This window comes from Streptomyces sp. KPB2 (genome assembly GCF_003950055.1).
GTDB classification, from domain to species: Bacteria; Actinomycetota; Actinomycetes; order Streptomycetales; family Streptomycetaceae; genus Streptomyces; species Streptomyces salinarius.
This window is the reverse complement of record NZ_CP034353.1, coordinates 6,812,795-6,831,122: the sequence shown is the minus strand read 5'-3', so window position 1 is coordinate 6,831,122 and position 18,328 is coordinate 6,812,795. Positions and strand designations below refer to the sequence as shown.

Annotated in this window: 9 protein-coding genes and 3 rRNA genes; 3 read left to right on the top strand and 9 right to left on the bottom strand. The window is 67.2% G+C overall.

Going from position 1 to position 18,328, the window contains the following annotated elements; all coding sequences use genetic code 11:
- Positions 1–8: 8 nt before the first annotated feature.
- From D1J63_RS30880 to D1J63_RS30860, 5 genes are all read right to left on the bottom strand, one after another.
- Positions 9–2,504: a mannose-1-phosphate guanyltransferase gene (locus D1J63_RS30880; protein WP_102928916.1), complete on the bottom strand. Its 2,496-nt coding sequence runs from the start codon at positions 2,502–2,504 to the stop codon at positions 9–11.
- Between the two features lie 112 nt (positions 2,505–2,616).
- The gene (locus D1J63_RS30875) at positions 2,617–3,225 is read right to left on the bottom strand and encodes a CDP-alcohol phosphatidyltransferase family protein (protein WP_102928917.1); all 609 of its coding nucleotides are present in this window, start codon (positions 3,223–3,225) and stop codon (positions 2,617–2,619) included.
- A 109-nt stretch (positions 3,226–3,334) separates the two neighbouring features.
- A 5S ribosomal RNA gene (gene rrf / locus D1J63_RS30870) occupies positions 3,335–3,451 on the bottom strand.
- An 84-nt stretch (positions 3,452–3,535) separates the two neighbouring features.
- Positions 3,536–6,659 (bottom strand): 23S ribosomal RNA (locus D1J63_RS30865).
- Positions 6,660–6,963: 304 nt separating this feature from the next.
- Positions 6,964–8,490: ribosomal RNA gene (locus D1J63_RS30860) — 16S ribosomal RNA — on the bottom strand.
- Together the 16S, 23S and 5S rRNA genes form the textbook arrangement of a ribosomal RNA operon.
- A 553-nt stretch (positions 8,491–9,043) precedes the next feature.
- Between D1J63_RS30860 and D1J63_RS30850 the strand changes: the two genes are divergently transcribed.
- Positions 9,044–9,493, top strand: a complete 450-nt coding sequence (locus D1J63_RS30850) for a PTS glucose transporter subunit IIA (protein ID WP_102930187.1) — start codon at positions 9,044–9,046, stop codon at positions 9,491–9,493.
- 86 nt (positions 9,494–9,579) lie between these two features.
- Positions 9,580–11,250, top strand: a complete 1,671-nt coding sequence (gene ptsP, locus D1J63_RS30845; RefSeq protein WP_087812196.1) for a phosphoenolpyruvate--protein phosphotransferase — start codon at positions 9,580–9,582, stop codon at positions 11,248–11,250.
- A gap of 72 nt (positions 11,251–11,322) precedes the next feature.
- On the opposite strand, the gene D1J63_RS30840 is transcribed toward ptsP, so the two are convergent.
- Together D1J63_RS30840 and D1J63_RS30835 are read right to left on the bottom strand one after the other, a co-directional pair.
- Positions 11,323–12,225 (bottom strand): hypothetical protein, encoded by a 903-nt coding sequence (locus D1J63_RS30840; protein WP_125633342.1) that lies wholly within the window; start codon positions 12,223–12,225, stop codon positions 11,323–11,325.
- A gap of 122 nt (positions 12,226–12,347) precedes the next feature.
- Positions 12,348–14,324: an acetoacetate--CoA ligase gene (locus D1J63_RS30835; RefSeq protein ID WP_125633340.1), complete on the bottom strand. Its 1,977-nt coding sequence runs from the start codon at positions 14,322–14,324 to the stop codon at positions 12,348–12,350.
- Between the two features lie 213 nt (positions 14,325–14,537).
- On the opposite strand from D1J63_RS30835, the gene D1J63_RS30830 reads away from it, so the two are divergent.
- The gene (locus tag D1J63_RS30830) at positions 14,538–16,898 is read left to right on the top strand and encodes a glycoside hydrolase family 31 protein (RefSeq protein WP_125633338.1); all 2,361 of its coding nucleotides are present in this window, start codon (positions 14,538–14,540) and stop codon (positions 16,896–16,898) included.
- On the opposite strand, the gene D1J63_RS30825 is transcribed toward D1J63_RS30830, so the two are convergent.
- Positions 16,889–17,425: an NUDIX domain-containing protein gene (locus tag D1J63_RS30825; protein ID WP_125633336.1), complete on the bottom strand. Its 537-nt coding sequence runs from the start codon at positions 17,423–17,425 to the stop codon at positions 16,889–16,891. The two genes, D1J63_RS30830 and D1J63_RS30825, sit on opposite strands and share 10 nt — an antisense overlap.
- A 47-nt stretch (positions 17,426–17,472) precedes the next feature.
- Positions 17,473–18,282, bottom strand: coding sequence for a M15 family metallopeptidase (locus D1J63_RS30820; protein WP_125633334.1), 810 nt, complete (start codon positions 18,280–18,282; stop codon positions 17,473–17,475).
- Positions 18,283–18,328 lie beyond the last annotated feature (46 nt).

The following is an 18,328-nucleotide window of genomic DNA, read 5'->3' as shown; positions in this document are numbered from 1 at the left end:
GGTGCGTTTTACCGGCCCGCGCTGTCCACCACCGCGGCCCACTCGTCGAGCAGCGCCTGTGCGGAGGCGTCGTCGGGGCCCTCGGCCCACAGATGGGTGACCGCCTCCGCCGGGTCGGGCAGCACCATCACCCAGCGCCCGTCGGTCTCGACCACCCGCACCCCGTCCGTGGTGTCCACGAACCGGTCGCCGGCCGCCTCCACGACCCGCCGCATCACCAGGCCCTTGACGGCCCACGGGGTGGCCAGATCACGCTTGAGCACGTGCGCCCGCGGAATCCGCGCGTCGATCTGGCTCAACGTGAGCTGCGTGCGCGCCACCAATCCGATCAGCCGCACGAAGGCCGCCGTGCCGTCGTAGACGCTGCTGAACTCGGGGACGATGAAGCCGCCCTTGCCGTCGCCGCCGAAGATCGCGCCCTCCTCACCTCCGACCCGCGTCAGGTCGTCCGGCGAGGTGGTCGTCCACTCGACCTGCGTGCCGTGGTAGGCGGCGACCTGCTCGGCGATCCTGGTCGTCGTCACCGGGAGCGCGACGCGGCCGCTGCGCCGCTCGGCCGCGATCAGGTCGAGCATCACCAGCAGAGCCCGGTCGTCCTCGATGATGCGGCCCTTCTCGTCGACGAGCGACAGCCGCTCACCGACCGGGTCGAACCGCACGCCGAACGCGGCCCGCGAGGACGCCACGATCTCCCCGAGGCGCACCAGCCCGGACCGTCGCATGTCGGCCGACTCCGTGGGCCTGGCCTCGTCGAGACCGGGATTGATCGTCAGCGAGTCCACGCCCAGCTTCCCGAGCAGGCTGGGCAGCACCAGCCCCGCGCTGCCGTTGGAGGCGTCGACGACCACCTTGAGCCCGGAATCGGCGATACCGGTGATGTCGACGTTGCGCAGGAGCGATCCGGTGTACGAGTCGAACACGCTGGACGGGAAGTGCAGGTCCCCGATCTCGCCGGGGAACGCCCGCCGGTACTCCTGCCGCGCGAACACCCGGTCCAGCTTCCGCTGGCTGCCCTGGGACAGATCGGCGCCCTGTCCGTCGAAGAACATGATGTCGACGGAGTCCGGCACGCCGAGGGTCGTCCGGATCATGATCCCGCCGGCACTGCCCCGCGCGGTCTGCTGCCGCGCCACGGGCAGCGGTACGTTCTCCAGGTCGCGTACGTCGATGGCGCTGGCCTGCAGCGCGGAGATCACCGCCCGCTTCAGCGCACGGGCACCGCGGGAGTGGTCGCGGGCCGTGGTGACGGTGGACCCCTTCTTCAGGGTGGTCGCGTACGCCCCGGCCAGCCGCACGGCGAGCTCCGGAGTGATCTCGACGTTCAGGATGCCGGAGACTCCGCGAGCACCGAAGAGATGGGCCTGCCCACGGGATTCCCAGATGACCGAGGTGTTGACGAAGGCACCGGCCTCGATGGTCTTGAACGGGTAGACCCGCACGTTCCCCTGGATGATCGATTCTTCACCGACCAGGCACTCGTCGCCGATGACCGCGCCGTCCTCGATCCGCGCGGCCCGCATGATGTCGGTGTTCTTGCCGACCACACAGCCCCGCAGATTGCTGTGCGGTCCGACGTACACGTTGTCCGCGACCACGGCCTTGTGCAGGAAGGCACCGCTCTTCACGACGACGTTGGACCCGACGACCGTGTGCTCCCGGAGCTCGGCGCCGGCCTCGATCTTGGCGTAGTCGCCGACGTACAGGGGCCCGCGCAGCACGGCGTCGGGATGTACCTCCGCGCCTTCGGCGACCCACACTCCGGGCGAGATCTCGAAGCCGTCGATGTCCACGTCGACCTTGCGTTCCAGAACGTCGGCCTGGGCCTTCACATAGCTCTCGTGGGTACCGACGTCCTCCCAGTAGCCCTCGGCGACATAGCCGTAGATGGGCTTGCCTTCCTTCATCAGCTGCGGGAAGACGTCACCGGACCAGTCCACGGGCACATCGGGGTCGACGTAGTCGAAGACCTCCGGCTCCATGACGTAGATCCCGGTGTTCACGGTGTCCGAGAAGACCTGGCCCCAGGTCGGCTTCTCCAGGAAGCGTTCGACCTTGCCCTCTTCGTCGACGATGGTGATGCCGAATTCCAGCGGGTTGGGCACGCGCGTCAGGCACACGGTGACGAGCGAACCCTTTTCCTTGTGGAAATTGATCAGGTCGGTGAGGTCGAAGTCGGTCAGGGCATCGCCGGAAATGACGAGGAAGGCATCGTCCTTCAACGCCTCCTCGGCGTTCTTGACGCTTCCGGCGGTACCGAGTGGCTTCTCCTCGTTGGCATAGGTGAGCTCCATTCCGAGCTCCTCGCCGTCACCGAAGTAGTTCTTGACCAGCGAGGCCAGGAACTGGACGGTGACGACGGTCTCGTTGAGCCCATGCCTTTTGAGCAACCTGAGCACATGCTCCATGATCGGCCGGTTGACCACCGGCAGGAGCGGCTTGGGCATGCTCGAGGTCATGGGACGAAGGCGCGTGCCTTCGCCTCCAGCCATCACGACGGCCTTCATGTCGGAAGCGTCCTCCTCTGAGAGACGACGGTTTAGCCGACTTCACCCGTCCAGGGTCCCGCACTTTTCCAGCGGGGGCCATCCGGCCACCGGGACCACACAATCAGCGAGTTCAATCGGCTGCGACGTCCGCACGAACCAGGCGGCGGACCTGCACCACGTAGAGAACACCTGCCCACCAATACAGGGTTGTACCCCATCCGGCGAACGCCCATCCGAAAACCGCGGCGAGTGACGCGATCCATCCGCTTCCGTCGCTCAGCAGAAGCAGCGGGAAGGCGTACATGAGGTTGAAGGTGGCGGCCTTGCCCAGGAAGTTCACCTGCGGCGGCGGATAGCCGTGCCGCCGGAGGATGCCCACCATCACCAGCAGCATCGCTTCCCGGGCCAGCAGTACAAGGGTCAACCAGAGCGGGAGAATCTCGCGCCAGGTGAGCCCCACCAGCGTGGAGAGGATATAGAGCCGGTCGGCCGCCGGGTCCAGGAGCCGGCCGAGGCTGCTGATCTGATTCCAACGCCGTGCGAGTTTGCCGTCCAGGTAGTCGCTGACCCCGCTGAGGGCCAGCACCAACAGCGCCCAGCCGTCGCTCTGCGGGCCGCCGAACTCGGGCCGCAGGATGAGCCACAGGAACACGGGCACGCCGACCAGGCGCGCCATGCTGAGGATGTTCGGGATGGTGAGGACCCGGTCGGTCTGCACGCGGGTCTCCTGGACCTCCACGCGGGGGCCTCCTGGGGGAAACGAGCCAATGATGCTCACTGACCTTACCTCAACGCAAAAAAGCTCTGGCTCTCGGGCTGTATGCCCAAGAGCCAGAGCTCTAAAAGGAGTTCGGCGGCGTCCTACTCTCCCACAGGGTCCCCCCTGCAGTACCATCGGCGCTGTAAGGCTTAGCTTCCGGGTTCGAAATGTAACCGGGCGTTTCCCCTACGCTATGACCACCGAAACACTATGAAACACTCAACCGCACCACGCTGTGGACGTGGGGTTGTTCGTGGTTTCAGAACCAACACAGTGGACGCGAGCAACTGAGGACAAGCCCTCGGCCTATTAGTACCGGTCACCTCCACACCTCACGGTGCTTCCAGATCCGGCCTATCAACCCAGTCGTCTACTGGGAGCCTTACCCCATCAAGTGGGTGGGAGTCCTCATCTCGAAGCAGGCTTCCCGCTTAGATGCTTTCAGCGGTTATCCCTCCCGAACGTAGCCAACCAGCCATGCCCTTGGCAGAACAACTGGCACACCAGAGGTTCGTCCGTCCCGGTCCTCTCGTACTAGGGACAGCCCTTCTCAAGACTCCTACGCGCACAGCGGATAGGGACCGAACTGTCTCACGACGTTCTAAACCCAGCTCGCGTACCGCTTTAATGGGCGAACAGCCCAACCCTTGGGACCGACTCCAGCCCCAGGATGCGACGAGCCGACATCGAGGTGCCAAACCATCCCGTCGATATGGACTCTTGGGGAAGATCAGCCTGTTATCCCCGGGGTACCTTTTATCCGTTGAGCGACGGCGCTTCCACAAGCCACCGCCGGATCACTAGTCCCGACTTTCGTCCCTGCTCGACCCGTCGGTCTCACAGTCAAGCTCCCTTGTGCACTTACACTCAACACCTGATTGCCAACCAGGCTGAGGGAACCTTTGGGCGCCTCCGTTACTCTTTAGGAGGCAACCGCCCCAGTTAAACTACCCATCAGACACTGTCCCTGATCCGGATCACGGACCCAGGTTAGACATCCAGCACGACCAGACTGGTATTTCAACGACGACTCCACCCACACTGGCGTGCGAGCTTCACAGTCTCCCAGCTATCCTACACAAGCCGAACCGAACACCAATATCAAACTGTAGTAAAGGTCCCGGGGTCTTTCCGTCCTGCTGCGCGAAACGAGCATCTTTACTCGTAGTGCAATTTCACCGGGCCTATGGTTGAGACAGTCGAGAAGTCGTTACGCCATTCGTGCAGGTCGGAACTTACCCGACAAGGAATTTCGCTACCTTAGGATGGTTATAGTTACCACCGCCGTTTACTGGCGCTTAAGTTCTCAGCTTCGCCTGGACGAATCCAAGCTAACCGGTCCCCTTAACGTTCCAGCACCGGGCAGGCGTCAGTCCGTATACATCGCCTTACGGCTTCGCACGGACCTGTGTTTTTAGTAAACAGTCGCTTCTCGCTGGTCTCTGCGGCCACCCCAGCTCACGGAGTAAATCCGGTCACCAGGTGTGGCCCCCCTTCTCCCGAAGTTACGGGGGCATTTTGCCGAGTTCCTTAACCATAGTTCACCCGAACGCCTCGGTATTCTCTACCTGACCACCTGAGTCGGTTTAGGGTACGGGCCGCCATGAAACTCGCTAGAGGCTTTTCTCGACAGCATAGGATCATCCACTTCACCACAATCGGCTCGGCATCAGGTCTCAGCCACAAGGTGTGCGGATTTACCTACACACCGGCCTACACCCTTACCCCGGGACAACCACCGCCCGGGATGGACTACCTTCCTGCGTCACCCCATCACTCACCTACTACAGGTCTGGTTCGTCGGCTCCACCACTCCCACTGACGGCAAAGCCGGCAGCAGGCGGTCTCACGGACTTAGCATCGCCTGGTTCGATGTTTGACGCTTCACAGCGGGTACCGGAATATCAACCGGTTATCCATCGACTACGCCTGTCGGCCTCGCCTTAGGTCCCGACTTACCCTGGGCAGATCAGCTTGACCCAGGAACCCTTAGTCAATCGGCGCAAACGTTTCTCACGTTTGTATCGCTACTCATGCCTGCATTCTCACTCGTCAACCGTCCACAACTACCTTCCGGTGCTGCTTCACCCGGCAGACGACGCTCCCCTACCCATCCATACAGGCGTTGGCCCTATTGTATGAATGACACGACTTCGGCGGTACGCTTGAGCCCCGCTACATTGTCGGCGCGGAATCACTAGACCAGTGAGCTATTACGCACTCTTTCAAGGGTGGCTGCTTCTAAGCCAACCTCCTGGTTGTCTGTGCGACTCCACATCCTTTCCCACTTAGCGTACGCTTAGGGGCCTTAGTCGATGCTCTGGGCTGTTTCCCTCTCGACCATGGAGCTTATCCCCCACAGTCTCACTGCCGCGCTCTCACTTACCGGCATTCGGAGTTTGGCTAAGGTCAGTAACCCGGTAGGGCCCATCGCCTATCCAGTGCTCTACCTCCGGCAAGAAACACACGACGCTGCACCTAAATGCATTTCGGGGAGAACCAGCTATCACGGAGTTTGATTGGCCTTTCACCCCTAACCACAGGTCATCCCCCAGGTTTTCAACCCTGGTGGGTTCGGTCCTCCACGACCTCTTACAGCCGCTTCAACCTGCCCATGGCTAGATCACTCCGCTTCGGGTCTTGAGCGTGCTACTGAATCGCCCTGTTCGGACTCGCTTTCGCTACGGCTTCCCCACCCGGGTTAACCTCGCAACACACCGCAAACTCGCAGGCTCATTCTTCAAAAGGCACGCAGTCACGAGACACCAAGCAAGCTTGATGTCCGACGCTCCCACGGCTTGTAGGCACACGGTTTCAGGTACTATTTCACTCCGCTCCCGCGGTACTTTTCACCATTCCCTCACGGTACTATCCGCTATCGGTCACCAGGGAATATTTAGGCTTAGCGGGTGGTCCCGCCAGATTCACACGGGATTTCTCGGGCCCCGTGCTACTTGGGTGTCTCACAAGCAAGCCGCTGACATTTCGACTACGGGGGTCTTACCCTCTACGCCGGACCTTTCGCATGTCCTTCGCCTACATCAACGGTTTCTGACTCGCCCTGTTGCCGGCAGACAACAGAAGTGAGATCCCACAACCCCGCACACGCAACCCCTGCCGGGTCTCACACGTGAACGGTTTAGCCTCATCCGGTTTCGCTCGCCACTACTCCCGGAATCACGGTTGTTTTCTCTTCCTGCGGGTACTGAGATGTTTCACTTCCCCGCGTTCCCTCCACACTGCCTATGTGTTCAGCAGCGGGTGACAGCCCATGACGACTGCCGGGTTTCCCCATTCGGACACCCCCGGATCAAAGCCTGGTTGACGACTCCCCGGGGCCTATCGTGGCCTCCCACGTCCTTCATCGGTTCCTGGTGCCAAGGCATCCACCGTGCGCCCTTAAAAACTTGGCCACAGATGCTCGCGTCCACTGTGCAGTTCTCAAACAACGACCAACCACCCATCACCCTGCCGCAAGCAGCAAGTTCACTGGGGCCGGCAACCGAAGACCCAGCCTCACGGCCGTGCCCTCAGACACCCAACAGCGTGCCCGACACGTTCAGTCAAGATCCTGCGTTCCACGCCGAAGCAGTACTAGCAGTCCTCATCCCGATCGTGCCGAGTAGTCAACGTTCCACCCATGAGCAACCAGTGCGAGACGTTCGCTCGCATGCTGGCCTCTGACCAGCCCGAGGGCCGGTAAGAAGTGCTCCTTAGAAAGGAGGTGATCCAGCCGCACCTTCCGGTACGGCTACCTTGTTACGACTTCGTCCCAATCGCCAGTCCCACCTTCGACAGCTCCCTCCCACAAGGGGTTGGGCCACCGGCTTCGGGTGTTACCGACTTTCGTGACGTGACGGGCGGTGTGTACAAGGCCCGGGAACGTATTCACCGCAGCAATGCTGATCTGCGATTACTAGCGACTCCGACTTCATGGGGTCGAGTTGCAGACCCCAATCCGAACTGAGACCGGCTTTTTGAGATTCGCTCCACCTTGCGGTATCGCAGCTCATTGTACCGGCCATTGTAGCACGTGTGCAGCCCAAGACATAAGGGGCATGATGACTTGACGTCGTCCCCACCTTCCTCCGAGTTGACCCCGGCGGTCTCCCGTGAGTCCCCAACCTCCGAAGAGTTGCTGGCAACACGGGACAAGGGTTGCGCTCGTTGCGGGACTTAACCCAACATCTCACGACACGAGCTGACGACAGCCATGCACCACCTGTACACCGACCACAAGGGGGGCACCATCTCTGATGCTTTCCGGTGTATGTCAAGCCTTGGTAAGGTTCTTCGCGTTGCGTCGAATTAAGCCACATGCTCCGCCGCTTGTGCGGGCCCCCGTCAATTCCTTTGAGTTTTAGCCTTGCGGCCGTACTCCCCAGGCGGGGCACTTAATGCGTTAGCTGCGGCACGGACAACGTGGAATGTTGCCCACACCTAGTGCCCACCGTTTACGGCGTGGACTACCAGGGTATCTAATCCTGTTCGCTCCCCACGCTTTCGCTCCTCAGCGTCAGTATCGGCCCAGAGATCCGCCTTCGCCACCGGTGTTCCTCCTGATATCTGCGCATTTCACCGCTACACCAGGAATTCCGATCTCCCCTACCGAACTCTAGCCTGCCCGTATCGACTGCAGACCCGGGGTTAAGCCCCGGGCTTTCACAACCGACGCGACAAGCCGCCTACGAGCTCTTTACGCCCAATAATTCCGGACAACGCTTGCGCCCTACGTATTACCGCGGCTGCTGGCACGTAGTTAGCCGGCGCTTCTTCTGCAGGTACCGTCACTTTCGCTTCTTCCCTGCTGAAAGAGGTTTACAACCCGAAGGCCGTCATCCCTCACGCGGCGTCGCTGCATCAGGCTTTCGCCCATTGTGCAATATTCCCCACTGCTGCCTCCCGTAGGAGTCTGGGCCGTGTCTCAGTCCCAGTGTGGCCGGTCGCCCTCTCAGGCCGGCTACCCGTCGTCGCCTTGGTGAGCCATTACCTCACCAACAAGCTGATAGGCCGCGGGCTCATCCTGCACCGCCGGAGCTTTCGACCCGCCAAGATGCCTTGGCAGGTCAGTATCCGGTATTAGACCCCGTTTCCAGGGCTTGTCCCAGAGTGCAGGGCAGATTGCCCACGTGTTACTCACCCGTTCGCCACTAATCCCCACCCGAAGGTGGTTCATCGTTCGACTTGCATGTGTTAAGCACGCCGCCAGCGTTCGTCCTGAGCCAGGATCAAACTCTCCGTGAATGTTTGCCGGTTATCCGGCGTACACCACGAGAGCGGAACATCGGGAGGAATAGTCCCGACGTTCACAGCGTCCTCGCTGTGTGTTTCAAAGGAACCTCGTCCCAGCCGAATGGCCGGAGACGGGGTATCAACATATCTGGCGTTGACTTTTGGCACGCTGTTGAGTTCTCAAGGAACGGACGCTTCCTTTGTACTCACCCTCTCGGGCTTTCCTCCGGGCGCTTCCCTTCGGTGTTTCCAACACTATCAGGCTTTTCCGGTCCCTCTGACCACCGTCCTGCGGACATGCAGAAGGCGATTGAGAGATAGGATCTGATGAGTTGGGTACTGCCGGGGCGAGGACGCGTTGCTTCGCACCGCTCAACCTCAGGCAGGAGTAACGACTGTACACGCGGCCGCCGAACGGGTGCAAATCCGTGGCGAGTGTGGTCTAGACCTCTATTGGTAAGACTCATGCGGAACCGGTACTTCCTATGACATACCCTGCTGCTCAGTGTGCCGTCCGGGACAAGCAGTGACGGCCCGTACAGATCTCCGCCCTGGGAGGCTTCCCATGACCACCGTCTCGTCCCCGCTCGCAGGACGCGCCATCGGCCTGGCCGCCGTGCCCGATCCCGTCTTCTCCGGGGCCATGGTCGGCCCGGGCACCGCCATCGACCCCGTGCGGGAGCCCTCCGAGGCGGTCGCTCCCGTGGACGGCGTCATCGTTTCTCTGCACCCGCACGCCTTCGTCGTCGTCGACGACAGCGGGCACGGTGTGCTGACCCATCTCGGCATCGACACCGTGCAGCTCAACGGCGAGGGTTTCGAGCTGCTGGTGAACAAGGGCGACACCGTCGTTCGCGGTCAGGCCGTGGTCCGCTGGGACCCGGCCGCGGTCGAGGCGGCGGGAAAGTCGCCGGTCTGCCCGATCGTGGCCCTGGAGGCCACGGCCGAGGCGCTCACCGAGCTCCGTGAGGACGGCGACGTGAAGGCCGGCGAGAGTCTCTTCCTCTGGAAGTGACGTCGGCGCCGTCGCACGGCGGCATCGACGGCTGGTAGGACAACCACCGCGGCGGCGGGACCCGCCGCACTATCGGGACGGGTGAGATGGAGACAACGCTGCGAGGCGTCGGTGTGAGCCACGGTGTGGCGATCGGCGAGGTTCGGCACATGGGGACGGCGGTCCTGGAGCCGCCGGCGAAGCAGATTCCGGCCGAGGACGCGGAGCGTGAGCAGGGACGCGCCCGCAAGGCCGTGGAAGCTGTGGCGGCCGATCTGATGGCGCGCGGCAATCTGGCGGGGGGCGAGGCCCAGGCCGTGCTCGAAGCTCAGGCCATGATGGCCCAGGACCCCGAGCTGATGGCCGACGTCGAGCGGCGGATCACCGTCGGGAGCACGGCCGAGCGTGCGGTGTACGACGCCTTCGCGGCGTATCGCGCTCTGCTGGCCGGTGCCGGTGAGTACCTGGCCGGTCGCGTGGCGGACCTCGACGACGTGCGGAATCGTATCGTCGCCCGTCTGCTCGGGGTGCCGATGCCGGGAGTGCCGGACAGCGACGAGCCGTACGTGCTCATCGCGCGAGACCTGGCGCCGGCCGACACGGCGCTGCTCGACCCGACGCTCGTCCTGGGTTTCGTCACCGAGGAGGGTGGGCCGACCAGTCACAGCGCGATCCTCGCGCGGGCGCTCGGTGTGCCTGCCGTGGTGGCCCTGCCGGGCGCCGGTGAGCTTCCCGAGGGCACGGTCGTCGCCGTCGACGGCAGCACCGGCGAGATCTTCGTGAACCCGGGTGAGGAGAAGAAGGCACGGCTGACGGCCGAGGCCGCCGAGCGCAAGGCCGCACTCGCCGCGGCGACGGGACCGGGGGCGACCTCGGACGGTCACAAGGTGCCGCTGCTGGCCAACATCGGCGGTCCCGCGGACGTGCCCGCGGCGGTCGAGGCGGGCGCGGAGGGCGTCGGTCTGTTCCGGACCGAGTTCCTCTTCCTCGACGACAGCGAGAACGCGCCGTCGGAGGAGAAGCAGGTCACCGCCTACCGGCAGGTGCTGGAGGCGTTTCCGGAGGGCCGGGTCGTCGTGCGGGTGCTCGACGCCGGCGCCGACAAGCCGCTGGACTTCCTCACCCCGGGCGACGAGCCGAACCCGGCGCTCGGCGTGCGTGGCCTGCGGACGCTGCTCGACCACCCCGATGTCCTGCGTACGCAGCTGACCGCGCTGGCCAAGGCGGCCGAGGGGCTGCCGGTCTACCTCGAGGTCATGGCTCCGATGGTGGCGGACCGGGCCGATGCCAAGGCGTTCGCCGACGCCTGCCGCGAGGCCGGGCTGCGGGCGAAGTTCGGCGCCATGGTGGAGATCCCGTCGGCGGCGCTGCGGGCCCGCTCGGTGCTGCAGGAGGTCGAGTTCCTGTCGCTGGGGACGAACGACCTCGCGCAGTACACCTTCGCCGCCGACCGTCAGGTGGGCGCGGTGTCCCGGCTGCAGGACCCGTGGCAGCCGGCGCTGCTCGACCTGGTCGCGCTGTCGGCCGAGGCGGCGAAGGCCGAGGGCAAGAGCTGCGGTGTCTGCGGTGAGGCCGCTTCGGATCCGCTGCTGGCGTGTGTGCTGACCGGTCTCGGTGTCACCTCCCTGTCCATGGGTGCGGCGTCGCTGCCGTACGTGCGGGCGACGCTGGCCAAGTTCACGCTGGCGCAGTGCGAGCGTGCCGCGGCTGCCGCCCGGGCTGCGGACAGTGCCGAGGAGGCGCGGAACGCCGCGCAGGCGGTGCTGTCCGGCGAGTAGGACGGCTGCGGTTGCCGCCGTGGCTGTGGTGCGGGGCGTTCCACCTTCGGGTGGGGCGCCCCGCTCGCGCTTTCAGTGGTGGTGTCCGGGTGGCAGGCGGTCGTCTCCAAGGTCGGGCGGTGCGCAGTAGTCGACGTTGGATTCCGGGGAGATGAGGTCGCCGGACTCGACGTCCGTGCAGTAGGCGTCGAAGACCTCGGCGGCGGTGAGGGGTTCGAGGCCGTAGCCGCGCAGGCGCCAGCCGTGGATGCGGTCGGGGCCGTTGGGCGGGCTGATGCGCATGACGAGTCCGCCGGGGCTGTGGGTCGCCAGGCCGAGGGCGAGGACGCTGGTGAACTCCAGGGCCTCGGCCTCGTCGATGTGCGGGGTGCCGTCGCTCTCCTCCTCGACGAGCAGGACGGCGAGGAGGGTCTCGGCCGGGTGGCCCTTGACGCTGCAGACCAGGTGCCGACTGCCCGGTGGGGCCGTTTCGAGGACCCGGTGCAGGAGGCGGTGGGCGCGGGTGAAGGCGGCCCGGCCGAGGTCCTCGCCGCAGGTGGCGCAGCTGCCGAGGGTGGCGAGGAGGGTCGAGGTGTACTCCCAGGTGGCCTGGCGGACGGCCTCGTCGACGAGGGCCGGGAGCAGGTCGGCGAGGGACTGGCCCTCGTACGGCACGGTGGGGCCGTGGGCGGCCAGTTCGGCGGTGAACCGGGCGCGGGTGGCGGGGGCGTCGGCGTCGAGGCCCGCGGCCGTGCAGAAGGCGGCGTACTCCTCCGGGTCGAAGAGCGCGATCGTGGTGTGGGTGCCCTGTGCCGCCCGTGTCTTGAGCAGGGATTCCACCTGGCGCAGGTAGGCGGCGTGGTCGTGGAAGGTGAAGCTTCGGTAGCGCCGCATGGCTCGGAAGTCGTGTTCGTCGGTGAGCAGGCCGATGGTGCCCGCGATCTCGCGGCGCAGGACGCGTCGCATGGTGTGGTCGGTCTGGTCGGTGTGCGCCATTTCTTCCCCCTGTGCACGGTCGATCAATGCTCACTCACAGTAATCGGCGGCACTGACAACGGCGTCGGGGCGGGCGCGGGGAGCCGGCCGCCTGCGGGGCGGCCGGCTCGTCGGTGTGCTGGTCAGGAGCGCTTGCGGGCGAGTTCCTCGTAGAAGTGGAGCAGGTCGAGGTTGTCGATGGAGCCGGGGTTGACGGCCTTGTCGAGCGGGGTGCCCTGGAGGAGGCGCTTGACCGGGACCTCGATGCGTTTGCCGGTGAGGGTGTGCGGGATGCCGGGGACCTCGATGACCTCGTCGGGGACGTGGCGCGGGGAGAGGTTGGCGCGGATGGTCCGCTTGATGCGGTCCAGGAGGGCGTCGTCGAGGGTGGCTCCGGGCGCCAGGTGCACGAAGAGGGGCATCCAGTAGCCGCCGTCGGGCTGTTCGATGCCGATGACGAGGGATTCCTTGATCTCGGGGAGTCGCTCGACGGCTTCGTAGATGTCGGCGGAGCCCATGCGGACGCCTTGGCGGTTGAGGGTGGAGTCGGAGCGGCCGTGGATGACGACGGAGCCTCGGGAGGTGAGGGTGATCCAGTCGCCGTGCCGCCAGACGCCGGGGTAGGTGTCGAAGTAGCTGTCGTGGTAGCGGCTGCCGTCGGGGTCGTTCCAGAAGCGGATCGGCATCGAGGGCATGGGGTTGGCGACGACCAGCTCGCCCACCTCGTCGGTGAGCGGGTTGCCGTTCGGGTCCCAGGACTGGAGGTCGGTGCCGAGGCCGGGGGCCTGGAGTTCGCCGATGTGGACGGGGAGGGTGGGGACGGCGCCGGCGAAGCAGGAGCAGACGTCGGTGCCGCCGCTGACGGAGGCGATCCACAGGTCGGAGCCGTTCGCGGCGAATTCGTCGTGCAGCCAGCGGAAGCCGTCGGGCGGGAGCGGGGAGCCGGTGGTGGCGACGCACTGGATCGCGGAGAGGTCCAGGTCGCGGGCCGGGTGGACGTCGGCCTTGCGGCAGGCCATGACGTAGGCGGCCGAGGTGCCGAAGAGGGTGGCGCCGGTGCGTTCCGCGATGCGCCACTGGGCGTCCGTGGCGGGGAAGCCGGGGCTGCCGTCGTACAGGACGATCGTGGTGCCGGTGAGCAGGCTGGAGACGAGGAAGTTCCACATCATCCAGCCGGTCGAGGTGTACCAGAAGAAGCGGTCCTCGGGCCCGAGGTCGCAGTGCAGGCCGAGCTGTTTGAGGTGCTCGACCAGGATGCCGCCCTGGGACTGGACGATGGCCTTGGGCAGGCCGGTGGTGCCGGAGGAGTAGAGCACCCACAGGGGGTGGTCGAAGGGCACCTGCTCGAACTCGGGCTCCGTGTCCGCGGCGGTCAGGCTCTGCCAGTCCAGCGCGCCGTCGGGGGCCTCGGTGCCGAGGAGCGGGATGTGGATCACCGCGCGCAGCGTGGGCAGCTCCCGGCGGAGTTCGGCGACGGTGTCGCGGCGGTCGTGCTCCTTGCCGCCGTAGCGGTAGCCGTCGACGGTGAACAGGACGACGGGTTCGACCTGCTGGAAGCGGTCCAGGACGCTGCGGGCGCCGAAGTCGGGTGCGCAGGAGGTCCAGACGCCGCCCACGGCGGCCGTGGCGAGGAGGGCGACGACGGCCTGGGGGATGTTGGGGAGGTAGCCGCTGACGCGGTCGCCGGGGCGTACGCCGAGGGCGCGCAGTTCGGCGGCGAGGGAGCCGACCTGGCGGCGCAGCTCGGCCCATGTGACGGGGGTCGGCTCGTGGGTCTCGTCGACGTGGAGGAGGGCCGTTTCGTCCGGGCGGGTGTCGGCCGCGCGCAGGGCGTGTTCGGCGTAGTTCAGGGTGGCGCCGGGGAACCACTGGGCGCCGGGCATCGTGCGGTCGCCCAGCACGCGCGTGCAGGGGGTCGAGAAGCGGACGTCGAACCACTCCGTGACGGCTTTCCAGAAGGTGTCCAGGTCGTCGACGGACCAGCGGTGCAGCGCGGCGTACCCGCCCTCGGCGGGGGCTCCGTGGTGCTCGGCCGCCCAGGTCTGGAACCTGGTGATGCGGGCCTGGGCGATGCGTGATGCATCCGGCTGCCAGAGCGGCTGGGGGTTCTCGGTCGACATGGGGCGGCTCCCGGACTGTGCGCGTCGTGTGCGTCCTGCGCGCACGGGCTGGGGTGTGCGCGTGACGCGGCTGACAGGGACGATGCCATGTGATCGACTTCCGCACCAGGGTGCGCCTCACATAGCCGGTGGCATGAAGATGTGGTCCGGTCACGGGTGAACGGCAGTTGAACGACGCCCACGCGCGCGGTGGTGGATGGCAGGGTGATCGGCATGGACGGTCGTGACCTGGTGCGTTCGATGAAGACGGTGGGTTCCGCGGGGGTGGCGCACGGGTGGCGTACGGTGCGGGCGGCCTGGCGCGGACGGCGTGCCGACGCCGCGGCGCTGCCGCCGCGGGGCGCGGAGCGGGCGCGGGTGCCGGGGACGATGCTTGAGGTGGAGTCCGGGCCGGGGGGCGGTGTCGTCCGGTTCGGGCGGTCGGAGTTGCGGGTCCTCGTCGCGGTGAACGGCGCCGTGTTCTGGGGCTGGGACGGGGCGGGGCCGGAGCCTTCCCACGCGTTGGCGGGCCGCTGTCCCGAGCCGGATCCGCGGGCGGTGCTGGAGCCGGACAAGGACGGCGGCTGGCGGGTGGTGGCGGAGCGGGCGACGGTGGCCGTGTCCCGGAACGGGGCGGTCGAGGTGCGTACGCCCGGTGGTGTGGTGCTGCGTCGTGAGCTGCCGCCCCGTTGGTGGGAGCCGGTCGAGGGCGGGCCGGCGCGCTGGACGCAGCGCTCGGAGGTGGCGGCCGACGCCCGGTTCTTCGGGCTCGGTGGGCGGTCCGTGGGTCCCCGGCTGCGCGACGGCACGTACCGCCTGTGGAATACCGGTCAAGGTCTGCCCCGCGCGGGCGGTGCGGACGCGGCGTCCGTCACGATGCCGGTGCAGATGGTGGTGGCGGACGCGGGGACGCACCTGGTGTTCCACGACACCTCGTGGGACGGCACGGTGGCGTTGCGGGAGGGTGAGGAGGGAGCCGGGTCCGGGCACGACCGGCCGGGGCGGAGCGTGCTGCGGATGGAGGGCGGTCCGCTGCGGTGCTGGGTGATGGTGGGGACCCCCGCGCGCGTGCTGCTGGCCTGGGCGTCGCTGACGGGTGCGCCCGCGCTGCCGCCGGCGTGGGCGCTCGGGCACCATCACGTGCGGTCCGGGTTCGGGGACGAGCAGGACGTGCGGCGGGTGGTGGCCGGTCACCGGGAGCGCGGCCTGCCGCTGGACGCGGTGCATCTGGGTCTCGGGCACGCCGATGCCCGGCAGGCGTTCACCGTCGACGAGGAGCGGTTCCCGAAGCTGCCCGTGCTGGCGGAGGAGCTGCGCAGGGAGGGCGTGCGGCTGGTGTCGGCGGTCGAGCCGGCGGTTGCGGCCGTGCCCGGCGGCGCCGTGTACGACGCGGGGACGCGCGGGGGCGTGTTCGTGCCGGACGCTGCGGGGACGGTGGTCCGGGGTGTGGGGCGGGCCGGGGACGTGGTCTTCCCGGATTTCACGCACGCGCGTGTGCGCGCGTGGTGGGGCGGGCTCTACGAGGAACGGCTCGGGCAGGGGTTCGCCGGGTTCTGGCACGACCTGGACGAGCCCACGTCGTTCACCGCGTTCGGGGAGCCGACACTGCCGCGGTCGGCCCGGCACGCGCTGGAGGGCGGGGGCGGCGACCACAGGGAGGCGCACAACGTCTACGCGCTGGGCATGGCCCGGAGCGCGTACGAGGGGCTGCGGGCGCTGGCGCCGGGTGAGCGGCCGTTCGTCCTGTCCCGTTCCGGTTGGGCCGGGCTGCAGCGCTACGGCGGCACGTGGTCCGGGGAGGTGGTGGCGGGCTGGGCGGGGCTGCGGTCGTCGCTGGCGCGGGTGCTGGGGCTCGGGTTGTGCGGGGTGCCGTATGCGGGGACCGATGTGGCCGGCGCGGAGGGGAGTCCGTCGCCGGAGCTGTATCTGCGGTGGCTCCAGCTGGCCGCCCACCTGCCGCTGTTGCGCACGCACGGGGAGCCGTGGGAGTTCGGCGACGAGGTCCTGGAGCACGCGCGCGTGGTGCTCGTCGAGCGGTGGCGGCTGCTGCCGTACTTCGTGACGCTGGCGCATCTGGCCCGGCGCACGGGGGCTCCCTATGTGCGTCCCCTGTGGTGGTCGGCGCCGGAGGACCGGGCGTTGCGGGACTGCGAGGACGCCTTTCTGCTGGGCGACTGTCTGCTGGTGGCCCCGGTGCTCCGTCCGGGCGCGGACCGGCGGGCGGTACGGTTGCCGCGGGGGCGCTGGTACGACGTGGTGACGGAGCGGGCGTACGAGGGACCCGCGCGGGTGGTCGTCGACGCCCCGCCGGCCCGGATTCCGGTGTTCGCGCGGGCGGGGGCGGTGGTTCCGGTGCGCGGCGAGGACGGCGCGCCGGAACTGGAGGTGTGGGCGCCCGCGCGGGGGCGGACCGGCGGCGGCCTGGTCGTGCCGGACGCGGGCGACGGCTGGGTGGAACCGGAGATCGAACGGTATGCGTCCCGCTGGGAGGGGCGGCGGGTGGTCGTGGAGCGGTCGGGCGAGGACGGGGTGAGCGAGCCGTCCTGCCCGGTCCGCGTCCGTGGGCTCGCGGAGCGGTCGGCTCCTCAGATGTAGCGGCCCTCGAAGAACGCTCGTACGGCGCGGGTGTGCAGCGGGAAGGCGAGCTCTTCCGGCCGGCGCAGGAGGTGCCATCCCTCGGTCTCGTCCGTGACGGCGGAGGGCGGCAGGTTCTCGGCGGGCCGCTCGGGCAGCAGCCCGAAGAGCAGCAGATGGCCGTCGGGCGAGCTCATGGCGTCGGCGAGCCGTACGTCGCGGCTCGCGGCGTCGATGCCCGTCTCCTCCTTGAGTTCGCGGACGACGGCCTGCCGCCAGTCCTCCCGGTCGTCGACGTAGCCGCCGGGCAGGGCGACGCCGCCGCGCGCGGGGGTCACGGTGCGGGTGATGACGACCAGGGCGGTGCCCTGGGTGTCGTACACGGGCTGGAGGGCCACCGCGACCGGCAGCGGGTTGCGGTAGGCCACGGTGCCGCACGCGGGGCAGGTGCGGGGCCAGCCGGAGACGCCCTCTCCGTAGGGCGATCCGCAGCTCGAACAGTGGGAGTCGGGCGCGGAGTTGGGAACGGAGGTTTCAGTTTCGGACACGCGGCGGACTGTATCCGATCACGGAGGGGGCGGCTCCGGCAGGCCCGTCAGCGACGGCCGGCGAGCGACTTCGCGGAGACCGGGAAGTCGAAGTAGGTGTCCGGGTGGGGCTCGGGCCGGTAGGTGAAGTGCCACCACTCCTCGGGCAGGTTCACCAGGCCGACGTCCTCCAGGGTGTCCTTGAGCAGCATCCGGTTGGCGTGCTGGACGCCCTGGATGCGGGGGTCGAGGGTGTGCGAGCGGGTGTCGAAGCAGTCGTAACCGGTGCCCATGTCGACGGAGTTGTCGGGGAAGCGCTCGTCCTGCGGCGCGAAGCAGGACACCAGGGTCTGTCCGGGGTGGTACGGACGGGTGGGCTTCGCGGGGAGCCGCACGAGGGTGAGGTCCACGGTCGAGCCGCGGCTGTGGCCGGACTTCTCCGCGATGTAGCCGTCGGCGAACAGACGGGTCTTGTCGACCTCCGGGTAGAACTCGGCCTTCATCTTCTGGTCGCCGAGGTCCTCGGCCCAGCGGACGAAGTGGTCGACGGCGCGCTGGGGCCGGTAGCAGTCGTACACCTTGAGGGAGTAGCCCTGGCGCAGCAGCCGGGTCTGGGCGCGGTGGAGGGCCTCGGCCGCGGGGCGGGTGAGGATGCACAGGGGCTGCCGGTAGCCGTCGACACGCTCGCCGACGAAGTTGTGCGCGGTGGCGTAGCGCATCTCCTCGATGATCGTCGGGTCGACGCTGCGCAGCGCCACGAAGTCCTCCGGGGCCCTCGGTTCGGGCCGTGCCTGCGCGGTGGCGGGGACGGCCGTGACGGCGAGCACGGCGGCGAAGGCGGTGACCAGACCGCGGAGGGTGGTGGAGAGTCGTGTCATGTTCCCTGCATCTATCAGGGGTGGGGCGGACAGGGGAAGGGGCCGG

What these genes read in the sequence shown, in the direction of transcription:
- D1J63_RS30880 (WP_102928916.1), bottom strand. Translation starts at nt 2,504, where the DNA reads ATGAAGGCCGTCGTGATGGCTGGAGGCGAAGGCACGCGCCTTCGTCCC.
- D1J63_RS30850 (WP_102930187.1), top strand. Translation starts at nt 9,044, where the DNA reads ATGACCACCGTCTCGTCCCCGCTCGCAGGACGCGCCATCGGCCTGGCC.
- ptsP (WP_087812196.1), top strand. Translation starts at nt 9,580, where the DNA reads ATGGAGACAACGCTGCGAGGCGTCGGTGTGAGCCACGGTGTGGCGATC.
- D1J63_RS30840 (WP_125633342.1), bottom strand. Translation starts at nt 12,225, where the DNA reads ATGGCGCACACCGACCAGACCGACCACACCATGCGACGCGTCCTGCGC.
- D1J63_RS30835 (WP_125633340.1), bottom strand. Translation starts at nt 14,324, where the DNA reads ATGTCGACCGAGAACCCCCAGCCGCTCTGGCAGCCGGATGCATCACGC.
- D1J63_RS30830 (WP_125633338.1), top strand. Translation starts at nt 14,538, where the DNA reads ATGGACGGTCGTGACCTGGTGCGTTCGATGAAGACGGTGGGTTCCGCG.
- D1J63_RS30820 (WP_125633334.1), bottom strand. Translation starts at nt 18,282, where the DNA reads ATGACACGACTCTCCACCACCCTCCGCGGTCTGGTCACCGCCTTCGCC.